General features: G+C 37.6%; 23 protein-coding genes. 16 read left to right on the top strand and 7 right to left on the bottom strand.

Features of this window, described 5'->3' with window-relative positions:
• Positions 1-65 precede the first annotated feature (65 nt).
• A complete protein-coding gene (locus tag BLQ56_RS10595; protein WP_090853516.1) occupies positions 66-380 on the top strand; it encodes a hypothetical protein in 315 nt (104 codons plus the stop codon).
• A 639-nt stretch (positions 381-1019) separates the two neighbouring features.
• The gene (locus BLQ56_RS10585) at positions 1020-1391 is read left to right on the top strand and encodes a DUF423 domain-containing protein (RefSeq protein ID WP_090853510.1); all 372 of its coding nucleotides are present in this window, start codon (positions 1020-1022) and stop codon (positions 1389-1391) included.
• A gap of 51 nt (positions 1392-1442) precedes the next feature.
• On the opposite strand, the gene gerQ is transcribed toward BLQ56_RS10585, so the two are convergent.
• Both gerQ and hemQ read right to left on the bottom strand, forming a co-directional pair.
• Entirely contained in the window at positions 1443-1991 is a 549-nt protein-coding gene (gene gerQ, locus BLQ56_RS23870; RefSeq protein WP_238457240.1) for a spore coat protein GerQ, read from the bottom strand.
• A 263-nt stretch (positions 1992-2254) separates the two neighbouring features.
• The gene (gene hemQ, locus BLQ56_RS10575) at positions 2255-3001 is read right to left on the bottom strand and encodes a hydrogen peroxide-dependent heme synthase (RefSeq protein WP_090853508.1); all 747 of its coding nucleotides are present in this window, start codon (positions 2999-3001) and stop codon (positions 2255-2257) included.
• A gap of 916 nt (positions 3002-3917) precedes the next feature.
• On the opposite strand from hemQ, the gene pta reads away from it, so the two are divergent.
• Positions 3918-4886: a phosphate acetyltransferase gene (gene pta, locus BLQ56_RS10565; RefSeq protein WP_090853502.1), complete on the top strand. Its 969-nt coding sequence runs from the start codon at positions 3918-3920 to the stop codon at positions 4884-4886.
• A 113-nt stretch (positions 4887-4999) separates the two neighbouring features.
• Complete coding sequence (lipL, locus tag BLQ56_RS10560; RefSeq protein WP_090853499.1) at positions 5000-5830, top strand: octanoyl-[GcvH]:protein N-octanoyltransferase; 831 nt, start codon at positions 5000-5002, stop codon at positions 5828-5830.
• Between the two features lie 57 nt (positions 5831-5887).
• Here lipL and BLQ56_RS10555 read toward each other — a convergent pair whose 3' ends face one another.
• Positions 5888-6580 carry an RsfA family transcriptional regulator gene (locus tag BLQ56_RS10555; RefSeq protein ID WP_175490261.1) on the bottom strand — a complete coding sequence of 231 codons (693 nt, stop codon included), beginning with the start codon at positions 6578-6580 and terminating at the stop codon, positions 5888-5890.
• 726 nt (positions 6581-7306) lie between these two features.
• Here BLQ56_RS10555 and BLQ56_RS10550 point away from each other — a divergent pair.
• The 4 genes from BLQ56_RS10550 to BLQ56_RS10535 all read left to right on the top strand — a co-directional run bounded on the left by BLQ56_RS10550 (position 7307) and on the right by BLQ56_RS10535 (position 10570).
• The gene (locus tag BLQ56_RS10550; protein WP_090853496.1) at positions 7307-7531 is read left to right on the top strand and encodes a YuzB family protein; all 225 of its coding nucleotides are present in this window, start codon (positions 7307-7309) and stop codon (positions 7529-7531) included.
• 346 nt (positions 7532-7877) lie between these two features.
• Positions 7878-9179, top strand: coding sequence for an HD domain-containing protein (locus BLQ56_RS10545; protein ID WP_090853494.1), 1302 nt, complete (start codon positions 7878-7880; stop codon positions 9177-9179).
• Positions 9180-9233: 54 nt separating this feature from the next.
• Entirely contained in the window at positions 9234-9743 is a 510-nt protein-coding gene (locus tag BLQ56_RS10540; protein ID WP_090853492.1) for a YwgA family protein, read from the top strand.
• A gap of 122 nt (positions 9744-9865) precedes the next feature.
• Positions 9866-10570 (top strand): Dps family protein, encoded by a 705-nt coding sequence (locus BLQ56_RS10535; protein ID WP_090853488.1) that lies wholly within the window; start codon positions 9866-9868, stop codon positions 10568-10570.
• 312 nt (positions 10571-10882) lie between these two features.
• Here the strand turns inward: BLQ56_RS10535 and BLQ56_RS10530 are convergent, their stop codons facing one another.
• Entirely contained in the window at positions 10883-11071 is a 189-nt protein-coding gene (locus BLQ56_RS10530) for a 2-hydroxymuconate tautomerase (protein WP_090853485.1), read from the bottom strand.
• A 118-nt stretch (positions 11072-11189) separates the two neighbouring features.
• Between BLQ56_RS10530 and BLQ56_RS10525 the strand changes: the two genes are divergently transcribed.
• A complete protein-coding gene (locus BLQ56_RS10525) occupies positions 11190-11861 on the top strand; it encodes a site-2 protease family protein (RefSeq protein WP_090853971.1) in 672 nt (223 codons plus the stop codon).
• A gap of 34 nt (positions 11862-11895) precedes the next feature.
• Positions 11896-12405 (top strand): YwhD family protein, encoded by a 510-nt coding sequence (locus BLQ56_RS10520; RefSeq protein ID WP_090853482.1) that lies wholly within the window; start codon positions 11896-11898, stop codon positions 12403-12405.
• A gap of 174 nt (positions 12406-12579) precedes the next feature.
• Here BLQ56_RS10520 and BLQ56_RS10515 read toward each other — a convergent pair whose 3' ends face one another.
• Complete coding sequence (locus BLQ56_RS10515; protein ID WP_090853479.1) at positions 12580-14649, bottom strand: transglycosylase domain-containing protein; 2070 nt, start codon at positions 14647-14649, stop codon at positions 12580-12582.
• Between the two features lie 819 nt (positions 14650-15468).
• Here BLQ56_RS10515 and speE point away from each other — a divergent pair.
• The 6 genes from speE to BLQ56_RS10485 all read left to right on the top strand — a co-directional run bounded on the left by speE (position 15469) and on the right by BLQ56_RS10485 (position 20498).
• Positions 15469-16296: a spermidine synthase gene (gene speE / locus BLQ56_RS10510; protein WP_090853476.1), complete on the top strand. Its 828-nt coding sequence runs from the start codon at positions 15469-15471 to the stop codon at positions 16294-16296.
• Positions 16297-16393: 97 nt separating this feature from the next.
• Positions 16394-17272: an agmatinase gene (gene speB / locus BLQ56_RS10505; protein ID WP_090853473.1), complete on the top strand. Its 879-nt coding sequence runs from the start codon at positions 16394-16396 to the stop codon at positions 17270-17272.
• A 133-nt stretch (positions 17273-17405) separates the two neighbouring features.
• On the top strand, positions 17406-17816 hold the full coding sequence (locus BLQ56_RS10500; RefSeq protein WP_238457239.1) for a cytochrome-c oxidase: 411 nt from the start codon (positions 17406-17408) through the stop codon (positions 17814-17816).
• Positions 17817-18101: 285 nt separating this feature from the next.
• Positions 18102-18545, top strand: coding sequence for a YwiB family protein (locus BLQ56_RS10495; RefSeq protein WP_090853470.1), 444 nt, complete (start codon positions 18102-18104; stop codon positions 18543-18545).
• A complete protein-coding gene (gene argS / locus BLQ56_RS10490) occupies positions 18542-20212 on the top strand; it encodes an arginine--tRNA ligase (RefSeq protein WP_090853467.1) in 1671 nt (556 codons plus the stop codon). The genes BLQ56_RS10495 and argS overlap by 4 nt, the downstream gene beginning before the upstream one ends.
• 109 nt (positions 20213-20321) lie before the next feature.
• Positions 20322-20498 (top strand): XapX domain-containing protein, encoded by a 177-nt coding sequence (locus BLQ56_RS10485; RefSeq protein WP_090853464.1) that lies wholly within the window; start codon positions 20322-20324, stop codon positions 20496-20498.
• Between the two features lie 234 nt (positions 20499-20732).
• On the opposite strand, the gene uvsE is transcribed toward BLQ56_RS10485, so the two are convergent.
• Together uvsE and cls are read right to left on the bottom strand one after the other, a co-directional pair.
• Entirely contained in the window at positions 20733-21689 is a 957-nt protein-coding gene (uvsE, locus tag BLQ56_RS10475; RefSeq protein ID WP_090853458.1) for a UV DNA damage repair endonuclease UvsE, read from the bottom strand.
• Positions 21690-21719: 30 nt separating this feature from the next.
• The gene (cls, locus tag BLQ56_RS10470; protein WP_238457238.1) at positions 21720-22922 is read right to left on the bottom strand and encodes a cardiolipin synthase; all 1203 of its coding nucleotides are present in this window, start codon (positions 22920-22922) and stop codon (positions 21720-21722) included.
• Positions 22923-23188: the final 266 nt, after the last annotated feature.

The following is a 23188-nucleotide window of genomic DNA, read 5'->3' as shown; positions in this document are numbered from 1 at the left end:
CCATTAATATATCTGTTATCCATGGAAAATCTATGAATGAGATAAAGATGTATGGAGGTAATTAAATGTCAGATACTAGAAGTGGCATGATGGGTGCAGGGCGCTTACCTGGTATTCCTTTTTATGATATTAATGAGCCCGATTTAAATCAAGGGTTATCAGGGGATCATTATGAAATCATGTTAAATAATCATTATATAGGGAACAAGAAGTTACTATATGAGAATGATTCTATGGCAGATGTGGATGATTTCTTGAAATTACAAGGCTATACTGAGTTCAAATCTGAACTTGAGGGAGATCATTATCATATTCAAACAAGTAAGCAGCATGAAGCCGATATTAAGAATGCTTTAACGGTTTATTTGAACAATCGATAATTTGTTGAGGACGGGTTGGTCACTTCTTTTGAGGTGGCCTTTTGTTATTTTGATACTAGATGTGGTTGAGGTTCGGACAGGTGTAGCGGGAGGTGGTAAAGAATTGACCGAAGCCGGCCCGAGTTCAGACAAGTATGATAGGGAAAGGGTGGAGGGTGTCTGAAGTCGATCCAAGTTCAGACAAGTGTGATAGGAAAAGGTGAAGGATTGTCTGAAGTCGATCCAAGTTCGGACAGGTGTGATAAGAAAAAGTGAAGGATTGTCTGAAGTCGACCCAAGTTCAGACAAGTGTGATAGGAAAAGGTGAAAGATTGTCTGAAGTCGATCCAAGTTCAGACAGGTGTGATAGGAAAAGGTGAAAGATTGTCTGAAATTGATCCAAGTTCAGACAAGTGTGATAGGAAAAGGTGAAAGATTGTCTGAAATCGATCCAAGTTCAGACAGGTGTGATAGGAAAAGGTGAAAGATTGTCTGAAGTCGATCCAAGTTCGGACAGGTGTGATAGGAAAAAGGTGAAGGTTTGTCCGAAGCCGATTCAGATGAAGTCCGAAGGTAGTTCTCGTTGTTTGATTGAGTGGAAGGACACGGATATAATGAGAAGAGGTAATGATTGTTTAGTTGAATGGGGGAATTAAAAATATGAAGGTTTTTTTAATTTTAGGTGCGGTTAATGCCTTTTTGGCAGTAGCGCTTGGTGCTTTTGGGGCACATGGATTAGAAGGGAAGGTAACAGAGAAGTATTTGAAGGTGTGGGAAACGGGTGTTACATATCATATGTATCATGCGTTAGGGCTTATTTTTATTGCATTCTTAGTTGATAAATGGCCAAATTCATCGATTGTTAGTTTCTCCGGATGGTTAATGGTTGTTGGGATCATACTCTTTTCAGGTAGCTTATATGTTTTAAGTACCTCAGGAATTAAAGTGCTAGGAGCGATTACTCCTCTCGGTGGTCTTGCTTTTCTTGCGGCTTGGGTATTAATAATCATTGCCGCCGTTAAAAATGTATAAGTAAAAAAGAAGGAGTGTGCTTAACTAGCAACACTCCTTAATTATTTTTGGTTATCTTGGGGGATATGCGCTTAACCCAGGAACACCAGCAGCATATGGATATTCATAATCAAGCTCTTCATCAAATGTTACATAATCTAAGTAGACCATCAGAAGTAAATAACGCATTCCTGATTGTGGGTCACTTAAAATAAGGTGATCACGTCCAGCCGCTTCAATAATACCTTTAAAGATTTTTGCATTCCACTGAGCGTTGTTTTCGAAAGTCATATAAACAGTTGCTAACTTTCCTTTGTTTAAACGTAGGATATTCTCAATATACGATTGCTCTAACGGAAGCATTCCTGGTTCTTGCCCTATGGCTGGAACTTGTTGCTGGTAAGGCAATTGGAATTGAGCTTGTGGCGGTTGTTGATAGACCTGTGGCTGATATGGTGTTTGATACTGCCCAGGCTGATAGCCACCGTAAGCTGCAGTAGGATCTGTATACCCTGCATACGGGTTGTATGCAGTAGAAGGATCATACCCATATCCGGCATAAGGGTTTTGTTGTCTTGCTTCACTTTCTTGATTTTGATTCTGTGGGTTTTGTTGACTCATAAAGAAACCTCCTCTGGAAACTAAGTATAAAATACTCGTAAACTTCTTTTCTTCTATAAATTGATTGAAGCAACACTTTGGTACAGAGCCTAGGTATAGAAGACTCTTTGTGAAACAATTACCAAGCTGGAAAAGGGTTCCTGAGTTTTTTTAAAAATATCAAGCACATACACTACAATAACTATGTGGTGAATTGGTCGATTATTCCAAATGAGAAAACAAAAAAAGATGACTACATTTGTAGCCACCTAAATAATGATTTATTAATTTACATGTAAAAATTGATAAAGATTTTCCTCGGATAAATGATGACCTACGAAGAAAGAACCAAACTCTCCATAACGAGCACTTACTTCATCAAAACGCATTTCATAGACTAACTTTTTAAATTGAAGTACATCATCAGAGAATAAAGTCACACCCCATTCGTAATCATCGAACCCAACTGAACCTGAAATGATTTGTTTCACTTTTCCTGCATATTGACGTCCAATCATTCCGTGACTTCTCATTAGTTGACGACGTTCTTCCATAGGAAGCATGTACCAGTTATCATTTCCTTGACGACGCTTGTCCATTGGATAAAAACAAACATACTTAGATTTCGGCAAGATCGGATAAAGGCGAGCAAGAACTTGTGGATTTTCATATGGATTTTCTCCTGCAGGTAAATAATTACTTAACTCAACCACTGATACATATGAATGAACAGGAATCGTAAATTCAGCTAGCTTCGATTTGTTAAATTCCATTTCCATTTGATTTAGTTCTTCCATTGTTGGGCGAAGAAACATCATCATGAAATCTGCTTTTTGTCCAACGATTGAATAAAGAGCATGACTTCCTTTTTTCTCATTTTGTGTTACATTCCATTTTTCTAATAATCCTTGATACTCATAGATTGCTGTTTGTCGCTCATCACTTGAAATGCTTTTCCATAGTGTCCAATCCATCGTTCGGAAATCATGTAAACAATACCAACCGTCCAACGTTTGTGCTGCTTCACTCATTTTTTTCACTCCTACTTTATAATTAGTATTATGTATCTATAAAATAATATATCATAGTTTTGCCTTCCATTTCCTCATTTAACCTCATGAGACATGATTAGGATATAAAATCCCACCGAACTAAGCTTATGAAAGACAAAATTAAGTTGAGCAAGAAGAAAAAGTCCTTCATCAAGCTTATGAAAGACAAAATTGAGTTGAGCTAGAAGAAAAAGTCTTTCATCAAGCTTATGAAAGACAAAATTGAGTTGAGCTAGAAGAAAAAGTCTTTCATCGAGCTTATGAAAGACAAAATTGAGTTGAGCTAGAAGAAAAAGTCTTTCATCGAGCTTATGAAAGACAAAATTGAGTTGGGCTAGAAGAAAAAGTCTTTCATCGAGCTTATGAAAGACAAAATTGAGTTGAGCTAGAAGAAAAAGTCCTTCATCGAGCTTATGAAAGACAAAATTGAGTTGATTCAAGAAGAAAAAGTCTTTCATCGAGCTTTATGAAAAGAAATGATTAAAGGGTGACTAGAATTCGTGGATAAAGGGAAAATAGTTAAGAGTTGGTTATTTTTACAAAAAGGATGAACATAAATAATAGTAACTCGATTTAATTTGAGAAAAACTGTAATAATCGTTTTCACAAATTTGTTAGAACACTTTTGTTGTAATTTATCCGAAAAGTTTTTACTATAGAGTGGTACACACTTAATTGTTTAGAACTTGTGCCAATCCATAGTGTATCAACCTTTTATAAGGTAGTAGACTTATCCTAGAGTAGACATTAGTGAACGTGAATTTATTCGCTTATTGTTTTGGTCTGTAAACTGTAACAGTGTTTTTCACAAATTTGTTAGAACACTATTATTGCATTTTATTTAAAAAGGTTTAACCTATAGTAGGTACATAATTAGTTACTGGGAGGATTTACGGTGAGTTTATTTAATGGTTTAAAAGAAAAAGTATCTGGCAAACAATTGAAGATTGTTTTTCCTGAAGGATTAGATGAGCGTATTTTGGCGGCAGTTAGTCGATTAGCTAGTGAAAATATCATGACACCTGTTGTTGTTGGAAATAAGGAAGAGGTTACACAAAAAGCAACTGATTTAGGGATTACTTTAGAGGGAGTAGAGATCTATGATCCAGCTAATTATCCTGAAATGGAGGAATTAGTTTCTTCATTTGTTGAAAGACGAAAAGGAAAAGTGTCTGAAGAGGATGCTAGAAAGATTCTATTAGACGAAAATTACTTTGGGACCATGCTAGTATATTTAAAGAAGGCCAATGGACTAGTGAGTGGAGCGGCACATTCAACAGCGGATACAGTTCGTCCAGCACTTCAAATTATCAAGACAAAACCTGGGGTAAAGAAAACATCAGGTGTCTTCATCATGGTTCGTGAAGATGAGAAATATGTGTTTGCTGATTGTGCAATCAACATTGCTCCAGATAGCCAAGACCTTGCTGAAATTGCGATCGAAAGTGCGCGTACAGCATCAATGTTTGATGTTGATCCAAGAGTAGCTATGCTTAGCTTCTCAACAAAAGGTTCAGCAAAATCTCCAGAAACAGAAAAGGTTGTTGAAGCTGCAAGAATCGCAAAAGAATTAGATCCAACTTTAGTTCTTGACGGTGAATTCCAGTTTGATGCAGCATTTGTACCATCTGTAGCAGAGAAAAAGGCACCAGGTTCAATTATTAAAGGGGATGCAAATGTCTTTATTTTCCCTAGTCTTGAAGCAGGAAATATCGGGTATAAGATTGCACAGCGTCTTGGAAACTTCGAAGCGGTTGGACCAATTCTTCAAGGCCTGAATGCACCTGTAAATGATTTATCACGTGGGTGTAATGAAGAAGATGTATATAAGCTTGCTCTAATAACTGCTGCACAAGCTTTATAAAACGTAATTCTAGATAAAAAATGAGGTAGTCATCTGGCTACCTTTTTTTGTGATACATATAAGTATTATGCTATAATAAGCTGGTTTTGCTAGAAAAAAATGAAGGAGTAATCATGATGACCAGTCTACTATCACAACAAAAATGGCGTTTTATCGATCATACTAGTTTTGGTCCACATTTTGACGCGATGCAATCCTTTGCCTACGATGATACTCTTTGTGCTTCTGTTGGGAAAGGGAATAGTGCGACAACAGCTAGGGCATGGATTCATCATGATACCATTGTATTGGGAATTCAGGATACAAAGCTACCTTTTTTGGATGAAGGAATCGATTTCTTAAAGAGTAAAGGCTATCGAGTTGTTGTCCGAAACTCGGGAGGACTTGCTGTAGTATTAGATCAAGGTGTCTTAAATCTCTCTTTAATTTTCCCGGATGCTGAAAAAGGGATTGATATCAATCGTGGCTACGCGGCGATGGTTGAATTAGTAAAAGAGTTATTAATAGAAGAAAATGTCCAAATAGAAGCAAGAGAGATTGTTGGTTCATATTGTCCGGGAAGTTATGACTTAAGTATTAATGGTAAGAAATTTGCAGGGATCTCGCAACGAAGATTAAGGGGCGGTGTTGCTGTTCAAATCTATATTAGTATAACGAACAGTGGTTCTGAACGTGCTCAGGTTATTAAAGAGTTTTATGATAGATCTTTGAAACAAGAAGAAACTAGGTTCATATTTCCAAAGATTATTCCTTCTACAATGTCCTCCTTGTCAGAGCTACTGGAAAAGGAATTATCAGTTCAAACCTTCATGCTCCGTTTACTTCAAACATTGAAAAAGAAGAGTCAACAAATCTATACATCATCCATAACAGATGAAGAGAACGATTTATTCAAGATAAACTACCAGCGAATGATTGATCGAAATTATAAGGTATTTAAGTAAAAAAGAGGCTGCTCCTAAATATGACTTTAGGAACAGCCTCTTTATATTTTCAGGATGTTACTCAGCAACCTTCTCCAGGTTACCGTTACGATCCATTTTAAACTTAGTTGCTGGACGTTCTTCTTCTTCAAATAGTACTAGTTTTCTTGCGCGATTCATAATTTTCACCAGTGTTTCGTAGTCCTCTTGAATGTTCTTTGATTGTTTCTCCAACTGCTCTACCTTCATTTCAAGCTCTTTATTAGCAGCAATCATTTCTTGGTTTTCCTTTTTCAATCTCTCATTCTCTCTTTGAAGGCCACTAACGGAACCGGCTTTTCCTTTCATGGATTCCAAATAAGAGATTACATGATCAATGGTTGCCATATTAGATGAGGGAGACGTAGTCTCAGCTACTATTTGCCTTACAACTGGTTGTTCAATTGCTGAGAATTCAACAGGGTCCTCAAAAGTATCAATAGAAGGTACAGGAGGTGTATAAAGTAACTTCTTTTTCACTGGTTGATGCTGACCTAACGCACGTTGTCGTTGTTTTCGTTGTTTTTTTGCTAGTTGTAAGGCCTTTTCATAATCATGGCGAACAACTGCATTCCAGCGAAATCCACATGCTGCAGAGGTTCTATTTAGAACATCCCCTACTTCATCAAAGGCATTTAATTGTGTGCTACCTTCTCTCACATGTCTAAGAACCGTTTCAGCTAGTAATAAATCATTTTCTTCAGTCCAAGCATCTTGTCTTTCTTTCATCATTTCTCTTCAACTCCCAAGGTTATAATAGTCTCATATGATATCAACTGGAACATTCTTGTTAGAGTAGCCTTTAAAAAAGAATCTTTTCGCAACTTTGTTGCTATTTGCATAGGTTAAGGTTGATTTGCACTCCAGGTATGTGCTTTCCGCGGGGCAGGTGATGAGCCTCCTTTATCTTACGGTCTCATGGGATATCCTGCGCATCCCGCAGGAGTCACATACCTTCCGTTCCAATCAACGAGCTCTACCTAATTAAATAGTCTAAAGCAACAATCTTTTAGAAAAGAGTCTTAAAAAAAGAGGTTACCTAGTTGATAGTTTGCAATTTTGACTTTTGAATAATTTTTTTGATAATTATATGATGGACAAGAAAGTTGATATATATACCAGGAAATTAAAAAGGATGATAGATTTTAATTTATTTACCTTTGGATTATAATCGAGGGCGCGCTCAACAAGGCACTAAGACAGCTTGTCTTAGGCCTGTCGCCGATAAACGGGCGCCTTCCGTTTTTCTGTGGTGTCTAGCTCCAGGCGCCATCGGCTCGGGGTCATAAGCCAATCCGTCGTGAAGGTTAAAAAGCAACCTTCAAGCCGGCTTGTCTTATGCCTGTCGCCGATAAACGGGCGCCTTGCGCTTTTCTTCAGTTGCAAAGGCTGATAATAATATGTAAAATAGCCTATAGTATATGAAACAGGTAACTAATAGAAAGAAGGATTTATCTTATGTCAAATGAATTTAGAATATGTGACGACTGTCAAGCAACTAATATTAAGTCACTCGTTCCGCGTTTGAAAAAAATAGATGAACAAGCAACAATTGATATCGCCTGCCAATCATATTGTGGACCAGGAAGAAAAAAGTCATTTGCATTTGTAAATAACCGCCCGATATCAGCACCAACAGAGGACGAACTGATTGAAAAAATAGAAAAGAAGCTAAAGAAGTAAAATAGATCACCTTAGACTCTGAAGAGAAAAGGTGATTTTTTAATTAGATATATATAAATAGTTGGAATGAATCTAGTTCTGGAATGAGCGAAGAACCACTCAACTCCTGCGGGATATGCAGTACACGGGAGACCCCACAGGAGCTTGCGACGAGGAGGCTTCCGGACTGCCCTGCGGAAAGGGAGTGGTTCGTAGCGAATGGAAGTTTAAAAACCGTTGTATTACCGTTTTATCTCTAGCTTAACCAAATATTAAAAAATGATCGAAAATTGTTCAATAATGGGTTTTTTTGTCTGAGATAAGATACTATAATAAGAGATACATGTATTGATGGAAGAGGTAAAATATGACATATTCCAATGAAAAACTAAGTGAAGAAAAAGTGTTTAAAGACCCAGTCCACCGTTATGTCCATGTTCGTGACAAGCTCATTTGGGAATTAATTGCCACGAAAGAATTCCAAAGACTCCGTAGAATTAGACAACTAGGCACAACCTATGTAACCTTCCATGGTGCAGAGCATAGCCGTTTTAATCATTCTCTTGGGGTTTATGAGATTATTCGTCGAATGGTCGATGATATCTTTGTGGATCGTCCAATGTGGGACTCTGATGAACGTCTTCTTTGCTTATGTGCAGCCCTTCTTCATGATTTAGGACATGGTCCTTTTTCACACTCATTTGAAAAAGTATTCCACCTAGACCATGAAGATTTTACGCAAAGTATTATTTTGGGTGATACAGAGGTTAATAGTGTCTTGAAAAAAGTAGGGAAGGATTTCCCGAAGAAAGTAGCAGAAGTGATTGCAAAAACGTACGAAAATAAGCTTGTTGTAAGTATGATTTCCAGTCAAATTGATGCAGACAGAATGGATTACTTACAAAGGGATGCTTATTATACAGGGGTAAGTTATGGCCATTTTGATATGGAGCGTATTCTCAGGGTTATGCGTCCACAAGAAGATCAGGTGGTAATAAAAAGCAGTGGCATGCATGCTGTTGAAGACTATATAATGAGTCGTTATCAGATGTATTGGCAAATCTATTTTCATCCTGTTACAAGAAGCTCAGAAGTCATTTTGACGAAGATTTTGCATCGAGCAAAAAAATTGCATGAAACAAACTTCAGCTTTGAAACGAAGCCTGTCCATTTTTATTCAATTTTCAACAATCAAGTAACGGTCAAAGATTATTTAAAGCTAGATGAAGCGGTTATTCTCTATTATTTCCAAGCTTGGCAAGAAGAAAAAGATGAAATCTTAAGTGACCTATGTCAGCGGTTCATTGACCGTAAGTTATTTAAATATGTGGAGTTTAATCCTAGTAAACAGATGATGGATTTAATGGAACTGACGACTCTTTTTAAGAAGGCAGGCATTAATCCGGATTATTATTTAGTAGTAGACTCATCATCTGATTTACCTTATGATTTTTATCGTCCAGGAGAAGAAGAAGAACGACTTCCTATTCATCTACTTATGCCAAATGGAGAAATTCGCGAGCTTTCACGTGAATCAGAAATTGTAGATTCCATTTCTGGGAAAAGACGAACCGATCATAAGCTTTATTTTCCAGAGGATATGATTAACCATCTTTCATCAAAATCAACCGTGAAGAAAAAAATAAAAGAATTATTAAACTTGGAATAAAAAGATAGATACAAAAAGGTTTTCTAAAGACCCAGATGAGGAGTTGACGGGGGATTGTTAACAGAACACGCTAAAATTATGAAAGCTTTCTCTAGTGCTGGAGAAATTATTGGTAGAAAAAAGCTGCAAAAAATGATCTATATTGCAAAAAAAGTAGATTTTCCATTCTTTGAAAAATATAATTTCCACTTCTATGGTCCATACTCAGAAGAATTGACACTACGTGTTGAAGAACTTTGTAATTTAGGTTTCCTACATGAGGTAAAAGAAAAAGTAGGTGGCTACAGTCAGTATAAATACTCTTTGACAGACAAAGGGGAACAGTTCTTAAGTCATTACGAATTGGACATGCCACCACTAGATGAAACCATTCAAAATTTAAATAACCAAAATGCAAGATTTCTTGAGCTTGTGTCGACAGTTTTGTATTTCGATACCTTACCTAAAGAAGAAGTGAAGAACAAAATTTTCACCTTGAAAAGCAAGCAACGATATACAGATGAAGAGGTTGAAGAAGCATATAACTATATCGAAACACTGCAAAAACAATTGGTTGTTCAATAGAAACAATTTAAGGCCGCTCACAGGACGGCCTTTTTATTTTCTGCTTAAAAAGAAATACATCGTTTTTTATTGTTTGGTAAAGATAAATTTGTTACATATTTAAACAATAGGAGATGAAAAGAATGCAACAGCATGATAATCATGGGTTCTCTCCAGATGAATTCAAGCTAAATAAATCTGGGTTTGATCCTAAAATGCCTGGTCATACAAGCACACATGAAAATGAAATGATCCTAAGACAGGAACCAAGAACAGCGAAAAAGCAGGGAAGTGGAATCAGCCTTCCATATGAAACTCGGCTGGAAATGGGCCTTCAATTGGATGAGCATATGTGTGCTTTAAATGTTGCCCTACATCAATATACTAAGCACCATTGGTTAACTGAAGGGGCAGAAAGCTTTTTAAGTCTTCACCATTTATTTGAGGAGCATATTGAAAAGACAATCAAACATATTGATAAAGTTGGGGAGAGAGTGGCACGCCTAGGGGTTGTTCCTACAGCCCATCCGGTGACACAACATGAGATCTCTTATATTAAGCATGAAGTCGAAGGTCGTTATACAATGAGAGATTTTGCTCGTAATGATTTGGAGCATGAAATAAAAATTCAAGGTATGCTTCGCAAAACAATCGATCGAGCTCATCAATTAAAAGACTTTGGTACGGTTCAAGTTTTAGAGGAAGTATTAGTTGATCGAGAAGATTTAGGGTATCACTTATGGAGTCTGCTTGAGGATGATTCAATTGTACGTGGTATGACACATATCCTTGATGGAAAATCAGACCTTGCTGACAATCGCCATTTAAATGATAATTTGATTCAATAACAGTAATGTTGAAAAAGAATGGTTGTCCCATTCTTTTTTTTAGAAGTATAAAAGTTAATACTTAGTTTTAGTGTCCAACTCCAGCGCCTAGCCCCTCGGGGTCATAAGTCAAATCACTACGGAAAACAAGATTTCCTACGTGATTCGCCTTATGCCTGTCGGGGCTGACCAAGGCGCTTCCGCTTTTCTTAGGTGTCCAGCTCCAGCGCCTAGCCCCTCGGGGTCATAAGTCAAATCACTACGGAAAACAAGATTTCCTACGTGATTCGCCTTATGCCTGTCGGGGCTGAACAGGCGCTTCCGCTTTTCTTATTATTCTTCGTCACTCAGACGTTTTCCACCGATTGCATAATTGTTCTTGGACATTTCCTCAATGAATACCACGATTTTCTCTTCAGGAGCACCAGTCGTTTCAGATACAGCTTCAGTTACCTTTTTTGCAAGCGCCTTTTTTTGTTCTTCAGTACGACCTTCAAGCATTTTTACTGTTACGTATGGCATTGGTAATCTCTCCTTTTAAATTTTATGTAAAACATATATGTCCATTATTTTAACTTATTGGATGCAATATTGTATACTGATGATATTGAACATAAAAAGGAGAACTCATGTGGATATTATTCAACAGTTTATTCGGTACCCATTAGAATCAATTCCGTTTGTCGTTATATCACTTTTAATTGCGTTTACGGTTCATGAATTTGCACATGCATTTGTTGCCTATAAGTTTGGGGATCACACTGCACAGAAACAAGGTAGATTAACGCTCAATCCGATTGCTCATCTAGATCCAATTGGAACCCTTCTGATTTTTATTGCAGGTTTTGGGTGGGCTAGGCCAGTACCAGTTAATCGATTCTATTTCAAAAATCCTAGACTTGCAGGTATTCTGGTCTCGATTGCTGGGCCGATTAGTAATTTATTGGTTGCACTAATTGCCATTATCCTGTTTTACTTACTTGCTACTTTAGGTGTTTTTTCTTCATTATCAGGAATAGCATTAGAAGCGGTGGAGCAATTTTTCAATATCCTAATTAGTCTCAATATTATGCTGTTTGTTTTTAATCTACTTCCTTTTCCACCACTGGATGGTTACAGAATCATAGAGGATTTGATGCCAGGGAATATTCGAGCAAAAATGACACAATATGAAAGCTATGGAGTCATTTTATTTTTATTTTTAGTAATCACTCCAATCGGAGATCGCACAATTTCTCCTTTTTTATCAAATGGAATTTACCTAGTACAAGAGACATTATTCAACTTAATTCGTCCATTGTTTGGATTTTAGTTGATTCATTTAAACTGGTTAGGAGGAAACATCATTGGAAAAAAAGAAAAAAAGCATTGGATTTAATATCATTAAAAGTGACCCAACCGATGGTCATGGAGGGTATGGTGTAGGTGCCTTAAGTCTAGATAATGTTTCACCTGTATTTGTGGATATTGATGAAGAAGAGGTATTCGTTGATATCGGTGCAATGCATGCCCGAAGTGTTGTGGAAAAAGGGATTAAGTTCTTACCAAATAAAGAAGATGTCCCTAATGGTAAGCCATTCTGGTTAGTGTGGGTAACGATTGATCGCCATGTGGAAGGGCCTTATTATGCAGGTGTGACGGCATGTGAGATGACTGTAGATCGAGAAATTCGCAGAGGGTATAAATCATTACCTGAGCATGTAAATAAGATGGATAAATCACTAAAGCGAAAGATTATGGTTGAACATATGGATGATAAGTCTAAAACATTACTATCAACATATTTAAAAAATCATGATCAAGGCATGTGGGAGCGATCAACAGAAGAGTTAAAAACTGGATTAAAGGTCACATGATTCTGTAAATGTGACGATATTGTGAACGGAATCAGTTGTACTTGAGCTTTTCTTGTAAAATAAGTAAACTTAATTTACAATGTTAACGCATTGATACTAGGACACGAAAACCCCGGGCCAACACTCCCGGGGTTTTCATTATATTTATTTAAGACAGGCGCTTCCGCTTTTCTTTTAAAACCAATCCCAGATTCGTTTAAACCAACCTTTTTTCTCTTCTTCATCGGCTTCCTTAGGAGCTTCTTCATTAGTAATTTCAGCTTTCCCTATACAAGATTCAGTAGGCTCTGTTCCTTTTACATAATAAGTTAATCTCGCTTTTTCAGAGCATTTCTTTGTCGCCAGAAGACCACTATCAGGATCAACCTGTACAGCTACTACCCCTTCAGGAGCTCGGAATGGGAGAACTGGTAAATCTTCATGAGCCTTTTCCATAAAGCTAGCCCAAATTTCCTTTGCATAGGTTTTTTCTGCAGTTAAATCAATTGTTTTATCACGATCATACCCAGTCCAAACGGCTGAAACTAATTGTGGAGAGTATCCGATCATCCAGCTATCAGTTCTCGTTGTTCCGGTCTTGCCTGCATAATGTCGTGTTAATTGATCCATAACTGTTCGACCTGTTACTCTAGTATAATTATTTAATTTCTCATCAAAAATCCCTGTCAACAGATGTGTTGTTACAAAGGCTTCCTCAGGCTTTAACACTTGTTTCTTTACAGGTGTACTCTCATAAATAACTTCCCCTTTATGATTTAACACCTTTTCAATTAAAAGTGGCTCTTGCTTCACTCCTCCATTAGCAATCGTACTATAAGCAGTTGCCATATCCTGAACTTTCACAGTAGAGGTACCTAAAGCTAATGATGGAACTGATGCTAGTTGACTTGTAATTCCAAGCTTCTTTGCTGTATTAACTAAAACATCCTGACCAAGGAAAATATGTGTTTTCACAGCATAGACGTTATCTGAAAGTGCAATTGCTTGGGCAAGTGTAATTTTATCATTTGCATAATAATTATTGAAATTATGTGGAACATATCTTTCTCTACCATCATCAAACGTAAAAGCAGTCACTTCACTACGCATTAAAGTCGAAGGGGTAAATCCTTTTTCTAATGCTGCATAATATAAAAATGGCTTAAAGGTAGAGCCAGGTTGCCTCTCAGCTTGCGTCACTCGGTTAAAAGGGCTTTCAGTATAGTCTCTGCCACCTACCATTGCCTTCACTTGACCTGTATGCTGATCCATTGCAATAAATCCTACTTGAATCTCCGAATCTTTGGCAATGGTTTGCGTGATTTGTTCTTCAGCAATACTCTGAAGCTCTGGATCTAAGGTTGTGAATACCCGAAGTCCGCTTGTGTTAATGGTTTCTTGGTCTAGCTTTAGTTTACTTGCTAATAACCTCTTGACCTCATCTTGAAAATAGGGAGCAATGACAGGTCTTTCCTTTGTACTTCCAAAGGTATAGTTAAGTTCTTGAGAAGAGATCGTCTCTAATTCAGGCTTTGTGAGATAGTCATTTTCAACCATGGCCGAAAGAATCAGCTGTTGACGGTTTTTTGCACCATCTTCATTCACCTTTGGAGAATAATGAGTAGGCCCTTTTGGAATTCCAGCTAAAAGCGCAGCCTCACTTATGGTAAGGTCTTTAGCATGTTTACCAAAATAGTAATTAGCAGCTGCTTCGATTCCATAGGCACCATGCCCATAATAAATCGTATTTAAATAACCTTCTAGGATTTCTTCTTTAGTATAATTAAGCTCAAGTCGAACCGTATAAAGTGCTTCTGTAATTTTCCGATGCCATGTTTTATCATGAGTTAAAAACAAGTTTCTTGCATATTGTTGAGTAATGGTACTGGCTCCTTGTACCTTTGCTCTTGCTTTAATGTCAGCCAGGATAGCCCCAACAATCCGCTTATAGTCAAACCCGTGATGAGAATAAAAACCTCGATCTTCAATCGAAAGTGTCGCCTCAACAACGGCAGGACTAATCTCATCTAGAGGTACCCAGTACCTTTTCTCACCATAATGAGTTTCACCGATTAGCGAGTCATCTGAAGCATATATTAAAGTTGATTGAGGCACAGCTAGTGGTGGAGCACCTTTTGATTTCGCATAAATAACTACGCCTGTTATAAAAAGCATAAATAGAATCAAAAGAATGAGACTGAAAAATAAAAACGCACGCACATATTTTAATGTTGCTTTTTTTCGATTATTTGTGATGATCTCCAACACAATCACCTCACTATTGCATTCTCTTGAATCAGGCTGAGATGCAGTTTCCTCTTAGTATTTATACATATACGCCTCAGTATTAAGTTCTTTTGCCCTTTTTAAACCTCTATCTTCTAAAAAAAGAAAGTTTTTCTTGTAATTTTGCTAGATTCCTCTATACTTTTTTACGGAAGACTCGGAGAAGACTCACGGCTACCCTGCGGCATCACGAGAGTGGTACGTAGTGAGTGATAAATAATAAGTTTATTTAGTGAAGCCATATGCAAACCATATATGCTCAATGAAAAATGAAAAATAGACGATTACCAAGTACTGAAATGAACGAAGAACCACTCAACTCCTGCGGGATTTGCGATATGCGTGAGACCCCGCAGGAGCTTGCGACGAGGAGGCTCACGAAGCGCCCCGCGGAAAGGGAGTGGTTCGTAGTGAATGGAAAGTTACCTACACCTATATTCAGGATAGATGAACAAAAGTGATAGCTAAGCAATAAGATTCCAAAGTATACGTTTTTATTTAAATCAATAGGGAACGATAAAAACAGATTACTCTTTTTGTTAATACTTAGTTGATTGGAACGGAAGGTGCGAGACTCCTGCGGGATTTGCAGGATATCCCATGAGACCGTAAGATAAATGAGGCTCATCGCCTGCCCCGCGGAAAGATTGCACCTGGAGTGGAAATCAACGACTAAGGTATAATTAGCCACAATGGTTATGAAACAGCAAAGGAGAAAAAGAATTATAATCAACTGCTTAAGGTACCATGGAGCACATGTTACTAAGCAAAACTTCTTTGAAAGGATGATCATACAAAATGGAATTATGGTACACAGAAAAACAAACAAATAACTTCGGTATCACTGCAAAAATTAATAAAACATTACATACAGAACAAACAGAATTTCAAAAGCTAGATATGATAGAGACAGAAGAGTTCGGGAACATGCTTGTCCTTGATGGAATGGTCATGACAACACAAAAAGACGAGTTTGTTTATCATGAAATGGTCGCACACGTTCCTTTATTCACACATCCAAATCCTGAAAATGTTTTAGTTGTCGGTGGTGGAGATGGTGGAGTAATCCGTGAAGTGTTAAAACACCCAAGTGTAAAGAAAGCCACTCTTGTAGAAATTGACGGAAAGGTTATTGAATACTCAAAACAATACCTTCCTGAAATTGCTGGGAAATTAGATGATCCTCGTGTCGAAGTGAAAGTGGATGACGGATTCTTGCATATCGCCCAAAGCGAAAATGTATATGATGTCATTATGGTTGATTCAACTGAACCTGTTGGTCCAGCCGTTAACCTATTCACGAAGGGATTTTATGCTGGAATCTCAAAAGCGCTTAAAGAAGATGGCGTGTTTGTAGCACAAACAGATAATCCTTGGTTTACACCAGAGTTAATCTCAAATGTTCAACGTGATGTAAAAGAGATTTTCCCTATTACGAGACTATACATTGCGAACATCCCAACTTATCCAAGTGGATTATGGACGTTCACAATTGGATCAAAAAAGCATGACCCATTAGAAATAAGTGAAGAGCGTTTCCACGAAATTGAAACAAAGTATTATACGAAAGAGCTACATAAGGCAGCATTTGTATTACCGAAATTTGTAGCTGATTTGGTAAAATAATCTTAAGTCTATGATTTACATGAGGTTGCCCTTTAGGTGGAGAGCACTTAACTGGGGCAACCTCTTTATGAGGAGTTTATTAGAGGAGGAAAATAAATTGAAATTTGATGAAGCATATTCAGGAAATGTATTTATTAAGAGTCACCCATCTTTTGAGGAAAGTGAAGCAGTAATCTACGGAATGCCTATGGATTGGACGGTAAGTTATCGTCCAGGCTCAAGGTTTGGTCCGGCGCGTATTCGCGAGGTTTCAATTGGTCTCGAAGAATATAGTTTATATCTAGATCGTGAATTAGAAGAAGTGAAATATTATGATGCAGGGGACATTCCATTGCCATTTGGAAATCCGCAAAAGAGCATTGAAATGATTGAAGAGTTTGTTGATCAAGTTTTAGCAGCGGATAAATTTCCTTTAGGTATGGGTGGAGAGCACTTAGTTTCATGGCCTGTGATGAAGGCAATGTATAAGAAATATCCAGACTTAGCGATTATCCATATGGATGCTCACACAGATTTGCGTGATCATTATGAGGGAGAGCCTCTCTCACATTCAACACCAATTAAAAAAGTCTGTGAGCTAATCGGACCTACAAATGTGTATTCATTTGGGATTCGTTCTGGGATGAAGGAAGAGTTTCAATGGGCAAAAGAAGTAGGCATGCATATTTCACCATTTGAAGTACTTGAGCCATTGAAGGAAGTGCTGCCAAAGCTTGCAGGTAGACCTGTATATGTCACAATCGATATTGATGTATTAGATCCTGCACATGCACCAGGTACTGGAACTGTTGATGCAGGTGGGATTACATCAAGAGAATTACTAGCATCTATTCATGCGATTGCAAAGTCTGACATTAAGGTAGTCGGTTGTGATTTAGTTGAAGTTGCTCCTATTTATGACAATTCTGAACAAACGGTAAATACAGCTAGTAAGCTGATTCGTGAAATGATACTTGGATGGGTACAAAAGAAATAAATAGGTAAAACACGTCGCTTCTTGATGCAAAGAGGCGGCGTTTTTTTGGGTGATCTTTTCAATTGTAAGGATAAATATGGTATTTATGTTAGTTAGTCCTAATATATTAAAAGTGGAAAGGGGGCGGGCGAAGATGATAGGAATTCGGTTTATTAAAATGGCAGTCATTTATTTTGTGATTGGGGTTAGTATGGGGTTATATATGTCAATTGTACACTCATACACATTGACATCTGTACATGTTCATATCAATTTATTAGGTTGGGTTTCAATGGCTATTATTGGTACTGTATACTGTTTATTTCCAGCAGCAGCTTCAACTAAATTGGCAAAGGTTCAATTCTGGCTTTATAATATTTTCTTACCAATTATGATGATTGGCTTAGCATTTGTCGTGAATGGCAATGAGGCATTAATACCAGCAGTTGCTGTGGGTGGCACGATTCTTGTAATAAGTGTTATTTTACTAGCAATTAATATCATTATTCATGTAAAACCAGGAACTAATCATAATGTGGGACCGAACCACACGACTTATTTATAATTTATTATGTTAAGGGGGCACTCAGGCATTTTTGAGTGCCTTTCTCGTATGGAAAAAGGACGTTTTACCCCCTTTTTTAAAGTTTATCAACCAGATTTTGTCGAATATCCGCGACTTTTTAGAGTTTATCCGTCACTTTTGAACATTTATCCGCGAGATTCAATGATTTATCGATTTTTCGACAAAAACACCCTTAACCAACACCCTCTACCTATTGAACTTTCACGCAAGAATCTTTATACTTATTGAACGGTATCTATATATAAAATCAGAGGAGTGTAACAATTGAGCGTTGCTGCTGACACTGGAACACCCATTAAACTGAAATTTGTCACAGAGATCAATGACCAAAATCAAAAACAAACCGTTGCATTCCATGCTACTGGTCAATACTACATAAAAGGAAATCATACATATCTTACATTTGTTGAGCCAAATGATCTTGGTGACGTCAAGACGATTGTGAAAATAAAAGAGTCCGAAGTAATCATTCTTCGTTCTGGTGCTGTAAAAATGAGGCAGCAATTTCTCAAAGGTGAACTGGCGATTGGTAGTTACCAAAGTCAAGCGGGAAACATGGAGATGCTTACCAAAACCAATAATATTGAATATACATTCTATGACAAATCTCAAAAAGGGAAATTGTTTTTAGCATATACACTTGTCCTACAGGGTGAACCAACTGGACGATATTCAATCACCATCACATTCAAGGAGGAAAAAGAATGAACGTTTTTGATCAAGCAAAAGAACGTCTTAAAGATGAGATAAAGGCATCTGTTCAAAGAGCAGGTCTTGCTACAGAGGAGCAAATTCCTGAGGTTGTATTAGAAATCCCGAAAGAAAAAGCGCATGGTGATTTCTCTACAAACATGGCGATGCAGCTAGCTCGTATTGCAAAGAAGGCACCAAGAGTGATTGCTGAAGAACTTGTACAAGCCTTTGATAAGTCAAAAGGATCGATTGACAAGATTGAAATTGCTGGCCCAGGATTTATTAATTTTTACATGGATAATACCTATCTGACAGACCTTATTCCTACGATTTTAAAAGCTCAAGGAGCATACGGAGAGACGAATACAGGGAAAAACCAAAAAGTTCAAGTCGAGTTTGTCTCAGCAAATCCAACAGGAGACCTACACTTAGGACATGCTAGAGGAGCTGCAGTTGGTGATTCTTTAAGTAATGTTTTAGCAAAAGCAGGGTATGATGTTTCTCGTGAATATTATATTAATGATGCTGGAAATCAAATTAATAATCTTGCTTATTCAGTGGAAGCTCGTTATATGCAGGCTCTTGGTCTAGAGAAAGAGATGCCAGCAGATGGGTATCATGGTCAGGACATTGTCGGAATCGGAAATAAATTAGCTGAAGAATTTGGCGATAAATACATACAAGTGGAAGAGCAAGAACGGTTTGATTTTTTCCGTGAGTATGGCTTGAAATATGAAATGGCTAAGCTACAAAAGGACCTAGAGGAATTCCGTGTATCGTTTGATGTATGGTACTCTGAAACTTCTCTTTACCATGATGGAAAGATTGATAGAGCACTTGCTACTTTACGTGAAAAAGGTCATATCTATGAAGAAGAAGGAGCAACATGGTTCCGTTCAACTGCTTTTGGAGATGACAAAGACCGTGTATTAAAAAAGCAAGATGGTTCATATACTTATTTAACACCAGATATTGCATACCATCAGAACAAGCTAGAGCGTGGCTTTGAGAAGTTAATAAATATTTGGGGTGCAGATCACCATGGTTACATTCCACGTATGAAGGCTGCCATCCAAGCGTTAGGGTATGGTGAGGATACTTTAGAAGTAGAAATCATTCAACTTGTGCATTTATATAAAAATGGCGAGAAAATGAAGATGAGTAAACGTACAGGTAAGGCAGTAACAATGCGTGACCTGATTGAAGAGGTTGGTCTTGATGCAGTTCGTTATTTCTTCGCGATGCGTAGTGCTGATACACATATGGACTTTGATCTTGATTTGGCCGTATCTAAATCAAATGAAAACCCAGTGTACTATTCACAATATGCACATGCGAGAATTTGCAGCATGTTAAGACAAGGTGAAGAACTAGGGATTGAACTGAGTGGTGATCTTGCACTTGAGCATGTTACTTCAGAGAAGGAAGTTGACTTGCTTAAAAAGCTAGGGGAATTCCCAGCGGCTGTTGCTGAAGCAGCTGAAAAAAGAATCCCGCACCGTGTAACAAACTATACGTATGAGCTTGCGTCAGCACTTCACAGTTTCTATAATGCTGAGAAGGTACTTGATCATGACAATCTTGAAAAAACAAAAGCTCGTTTAGCTTTAATGAAGGCCGTACAAATTACATTGCAGAATTCATTAGCTCTTATTGGAGTGTCTGCACCAGAAAAAATGTAAAAAAATATAATAAAGACCCTCTAAGTAAGAGTAGAGGGTCTTTTAATTGGATATAAATAAGGTGATTGTTATGATGGTAAAGCTTTCTTTAGTATAGGAGGAAACCTTAATGAGGGAAACAATATTAGCATTAATCACTGGAGTTATCGTAGGATTTTTATTTGCTTTATTAAGATTACCAATTCCAGCTCCTCCAGCACTGGCAGGGGTAACTGGGATTGTCGGAGTATATTTGGGATTTAAGTTATTTACATGGGTCTCTGTCTTTTTTAATAAAGGAGTATAAAAGCTAAAAGCCGCAGTTCCAATTTTGGAGCAGCGGCTTTTTTAAAAATTATAGGAAAGAAAAAAAGGGTCCTCAAGCAATTTTCGGGGCTGAGCAAGGCGCTTCCGCTTTTCTTGGTGTCTAGCTTCAGCGCCTAGCCCCTCGGGGTCATAAGTCGAATCACTACGGAAAACAAGATTTCCTACGTGCTTCGCCTTATGCCTGCCTGTGGCTGAGCAGGCGCTTCCGCTTTTCTTATTTCCATTCAATTGTTGCGCCACCTGTTCGCTTCACCCCTCTAATTTTTGAAAGGTCTGCTACAAGTTGATGAAGGGCTTTATCTTTTTGCTTTGCTTCAATCATGACATCAAAGTCTTGACCAATCTCTCGACTGACATCTAAAAAAGGTCGTATAAAGTCAGGGTCTACGAAATCTGCATGACTTCTGAATTCTTTTTCTGTTTTAGGTGATGATAGGTGTACTTTTGGAAGGATTTCAAGATGATCCCATGTGTGATGAATATCAACCAATAGCTCTGATAAGTTTCGCTCAGAAAGATTTGCAACATGGTGATGATAATCAAAGACCATTGGGATTCGTTCATTTTGACATACCTCTAACGTTTCCTCTGCAGTATATGTTTTATCATCATTTTCTAATGTCATTCGTTCCTTTACATGGGAAGGCAGCCTCTTAATGTTTTCGTAAAAACGACTAACTGCAAGACCCTTGTCCCCATAAGCACCACCAACATGGATATTGATGACCGTTCTGTCGGCAATCCCCATTCCTTCAAATAAATCGTAGTGATACTGCATATCTAGCACAGCATTTGCAGTGATATGCTCCTTATCACTCGTAAAAAGAGTGAACTGATTTGGATGTAGACTCACCCGAAGGTTATGCTTTTTCACTAATTCTCCAATTTCGTTAAGCTCTTTTTTAAATGGAGAACGAAAGTCCCATAAAATCTCTGGGTGTGTTGCAAGCGGTACAATGGAAGAAGACATCCGGTACAATTCAATTTCATGTGCAATGTTATAATAGAGCATTCGCAACGTGTTACGTAAATTAGTGCCAGTAACCTCTAATAATTTTCTCTTTCGTTCATCCTGATCAAGTGACTTCCAACGTGTAAAAGTTAAAGTCTTTGCAGGGGAGCACTCCCAGAGTGAGAGTGCATGTGAAACGTAGCCGAACCTGATTTTCACTCTTTTTTCACCACCGTAAATAGCCTAAGGTTATAAGAAACCTGAAATTAATGTTGAAAATTTTTCTTTCCCACGGTGAAAAATACTTCTTTTTCTTAACTCCTCAAATGTAAGTGGAGTAGCATGAGCAAGGTCCTTTCGTATTTCACCTTTTACATAATGAATAAACGCTCTATCATAAATATAACAGTTAATTTCGTGATTGAGAAACAAACTGCGCTTATCAAAATTTGCTGTTCCAATATCACATAATTTATCATCAATCACAAACACTTTTGCATGATAAAATCCTTTTTCATAAAAATAAAACTGGATGCCAATACCCATGAGTGGTTTAAAATAAGGATAGGCGGCTTCCTTAACAAAGGGATGATCTCCGATTCGCGGAATCAAAATTTTAATTTTTACCCCTCTATGTGCTGCATTTTTCAATGCCTGAACTAATTCCTTGCTTGGGATGAAATAAGGAGAGCCAAGTATCACTTCATGTTCTGCTGAATTTAGAAGTTCGGTAAAATGTTCTTGTAAAAAGGCACCATCTGTCGGGACCATTTTCATTTTGATAGGTCCCTCTTGAAGCTCTGGAAAATACTTTGTATTCATAAGAAGATCTTCACTCGTTCTATCTTGATAATCATATAAAAATTGGGTTTGCAGATCATGAACCCCTGGACCTGTTATTTTAAGGTGGTAATCCCTCCAAAATCCAAATTTCGGATCTCTACCTAGGTACTCCTTACCAATGTTAAAACCTCCAACAAATCCTACCTTGCCATCAATGACTGCAATTTTGCGGTGGTTTCTTTCATTTAATGAATACCATAAAAAGGGAAACTTAGGTTTGTGGCAATAAAAAAATTGTACACCACTTTTTTTAAGTGCTTTTTCATTTTTCTTTGATACTTTATTTCCTCCAACCCAATCAACTAGCAAGCGCACTTTCACCCCTTGCTCTGCTTTTTCCATAAGAATTGAGAGAAATTCATTGCTAATTGGATCATCTTTCACTATATAAAATAAGAGGTGAATATGCTCCTGAGCAGCTCTTATTTCATCAAATAAATTCTTAAATAATTCCTCGCCAGTTGTAAAAAGAGTGAGGTCTCCATTTCGCACCGGATATTCTCTTTTTGTCACAGCGGATAAGTGTTTTTTTCGCCCTAATTTGTAATCAATCACTAACCATAAACAAACGAGTAGTAAGAACACGATGATCGAAAGTGTAATACCCAAATATTGACCCTCCTGTCTTAGTCTTCTTAATAGTTTGGATTAAAATGGCGTTGTTTATGAGTTTTAATTATGAGAAAAACATCAAAGCCTAACCAATTCCACGGGTTTCTACCGAAAGTTCGCGGGGTTCACCGTGGATTTCGAGGGATTGGGTCTGATTCTGGTGGGAATCCGTGCTGTTTGATTAGCATAATAATCCCTTCCGCGGGTTTCCACCTGAAGTTCGCGGGATTCACCATGGATTTCGCGGGATTGCGTCTGATTCT

This window comes from Litchfieldia salsa (assembly GCF_900104555.1).
Classification (GTDB): Bacteria; Bacillota; Bacilli; order Bacillales; family Bacillaceae_L; genus Litchfieldia; species Litchfieldia salsa.
Note: the sequence above shows the minus strand (reverse complement) of the source record. Positions and strands in the feature narration are given on the sequence as shown.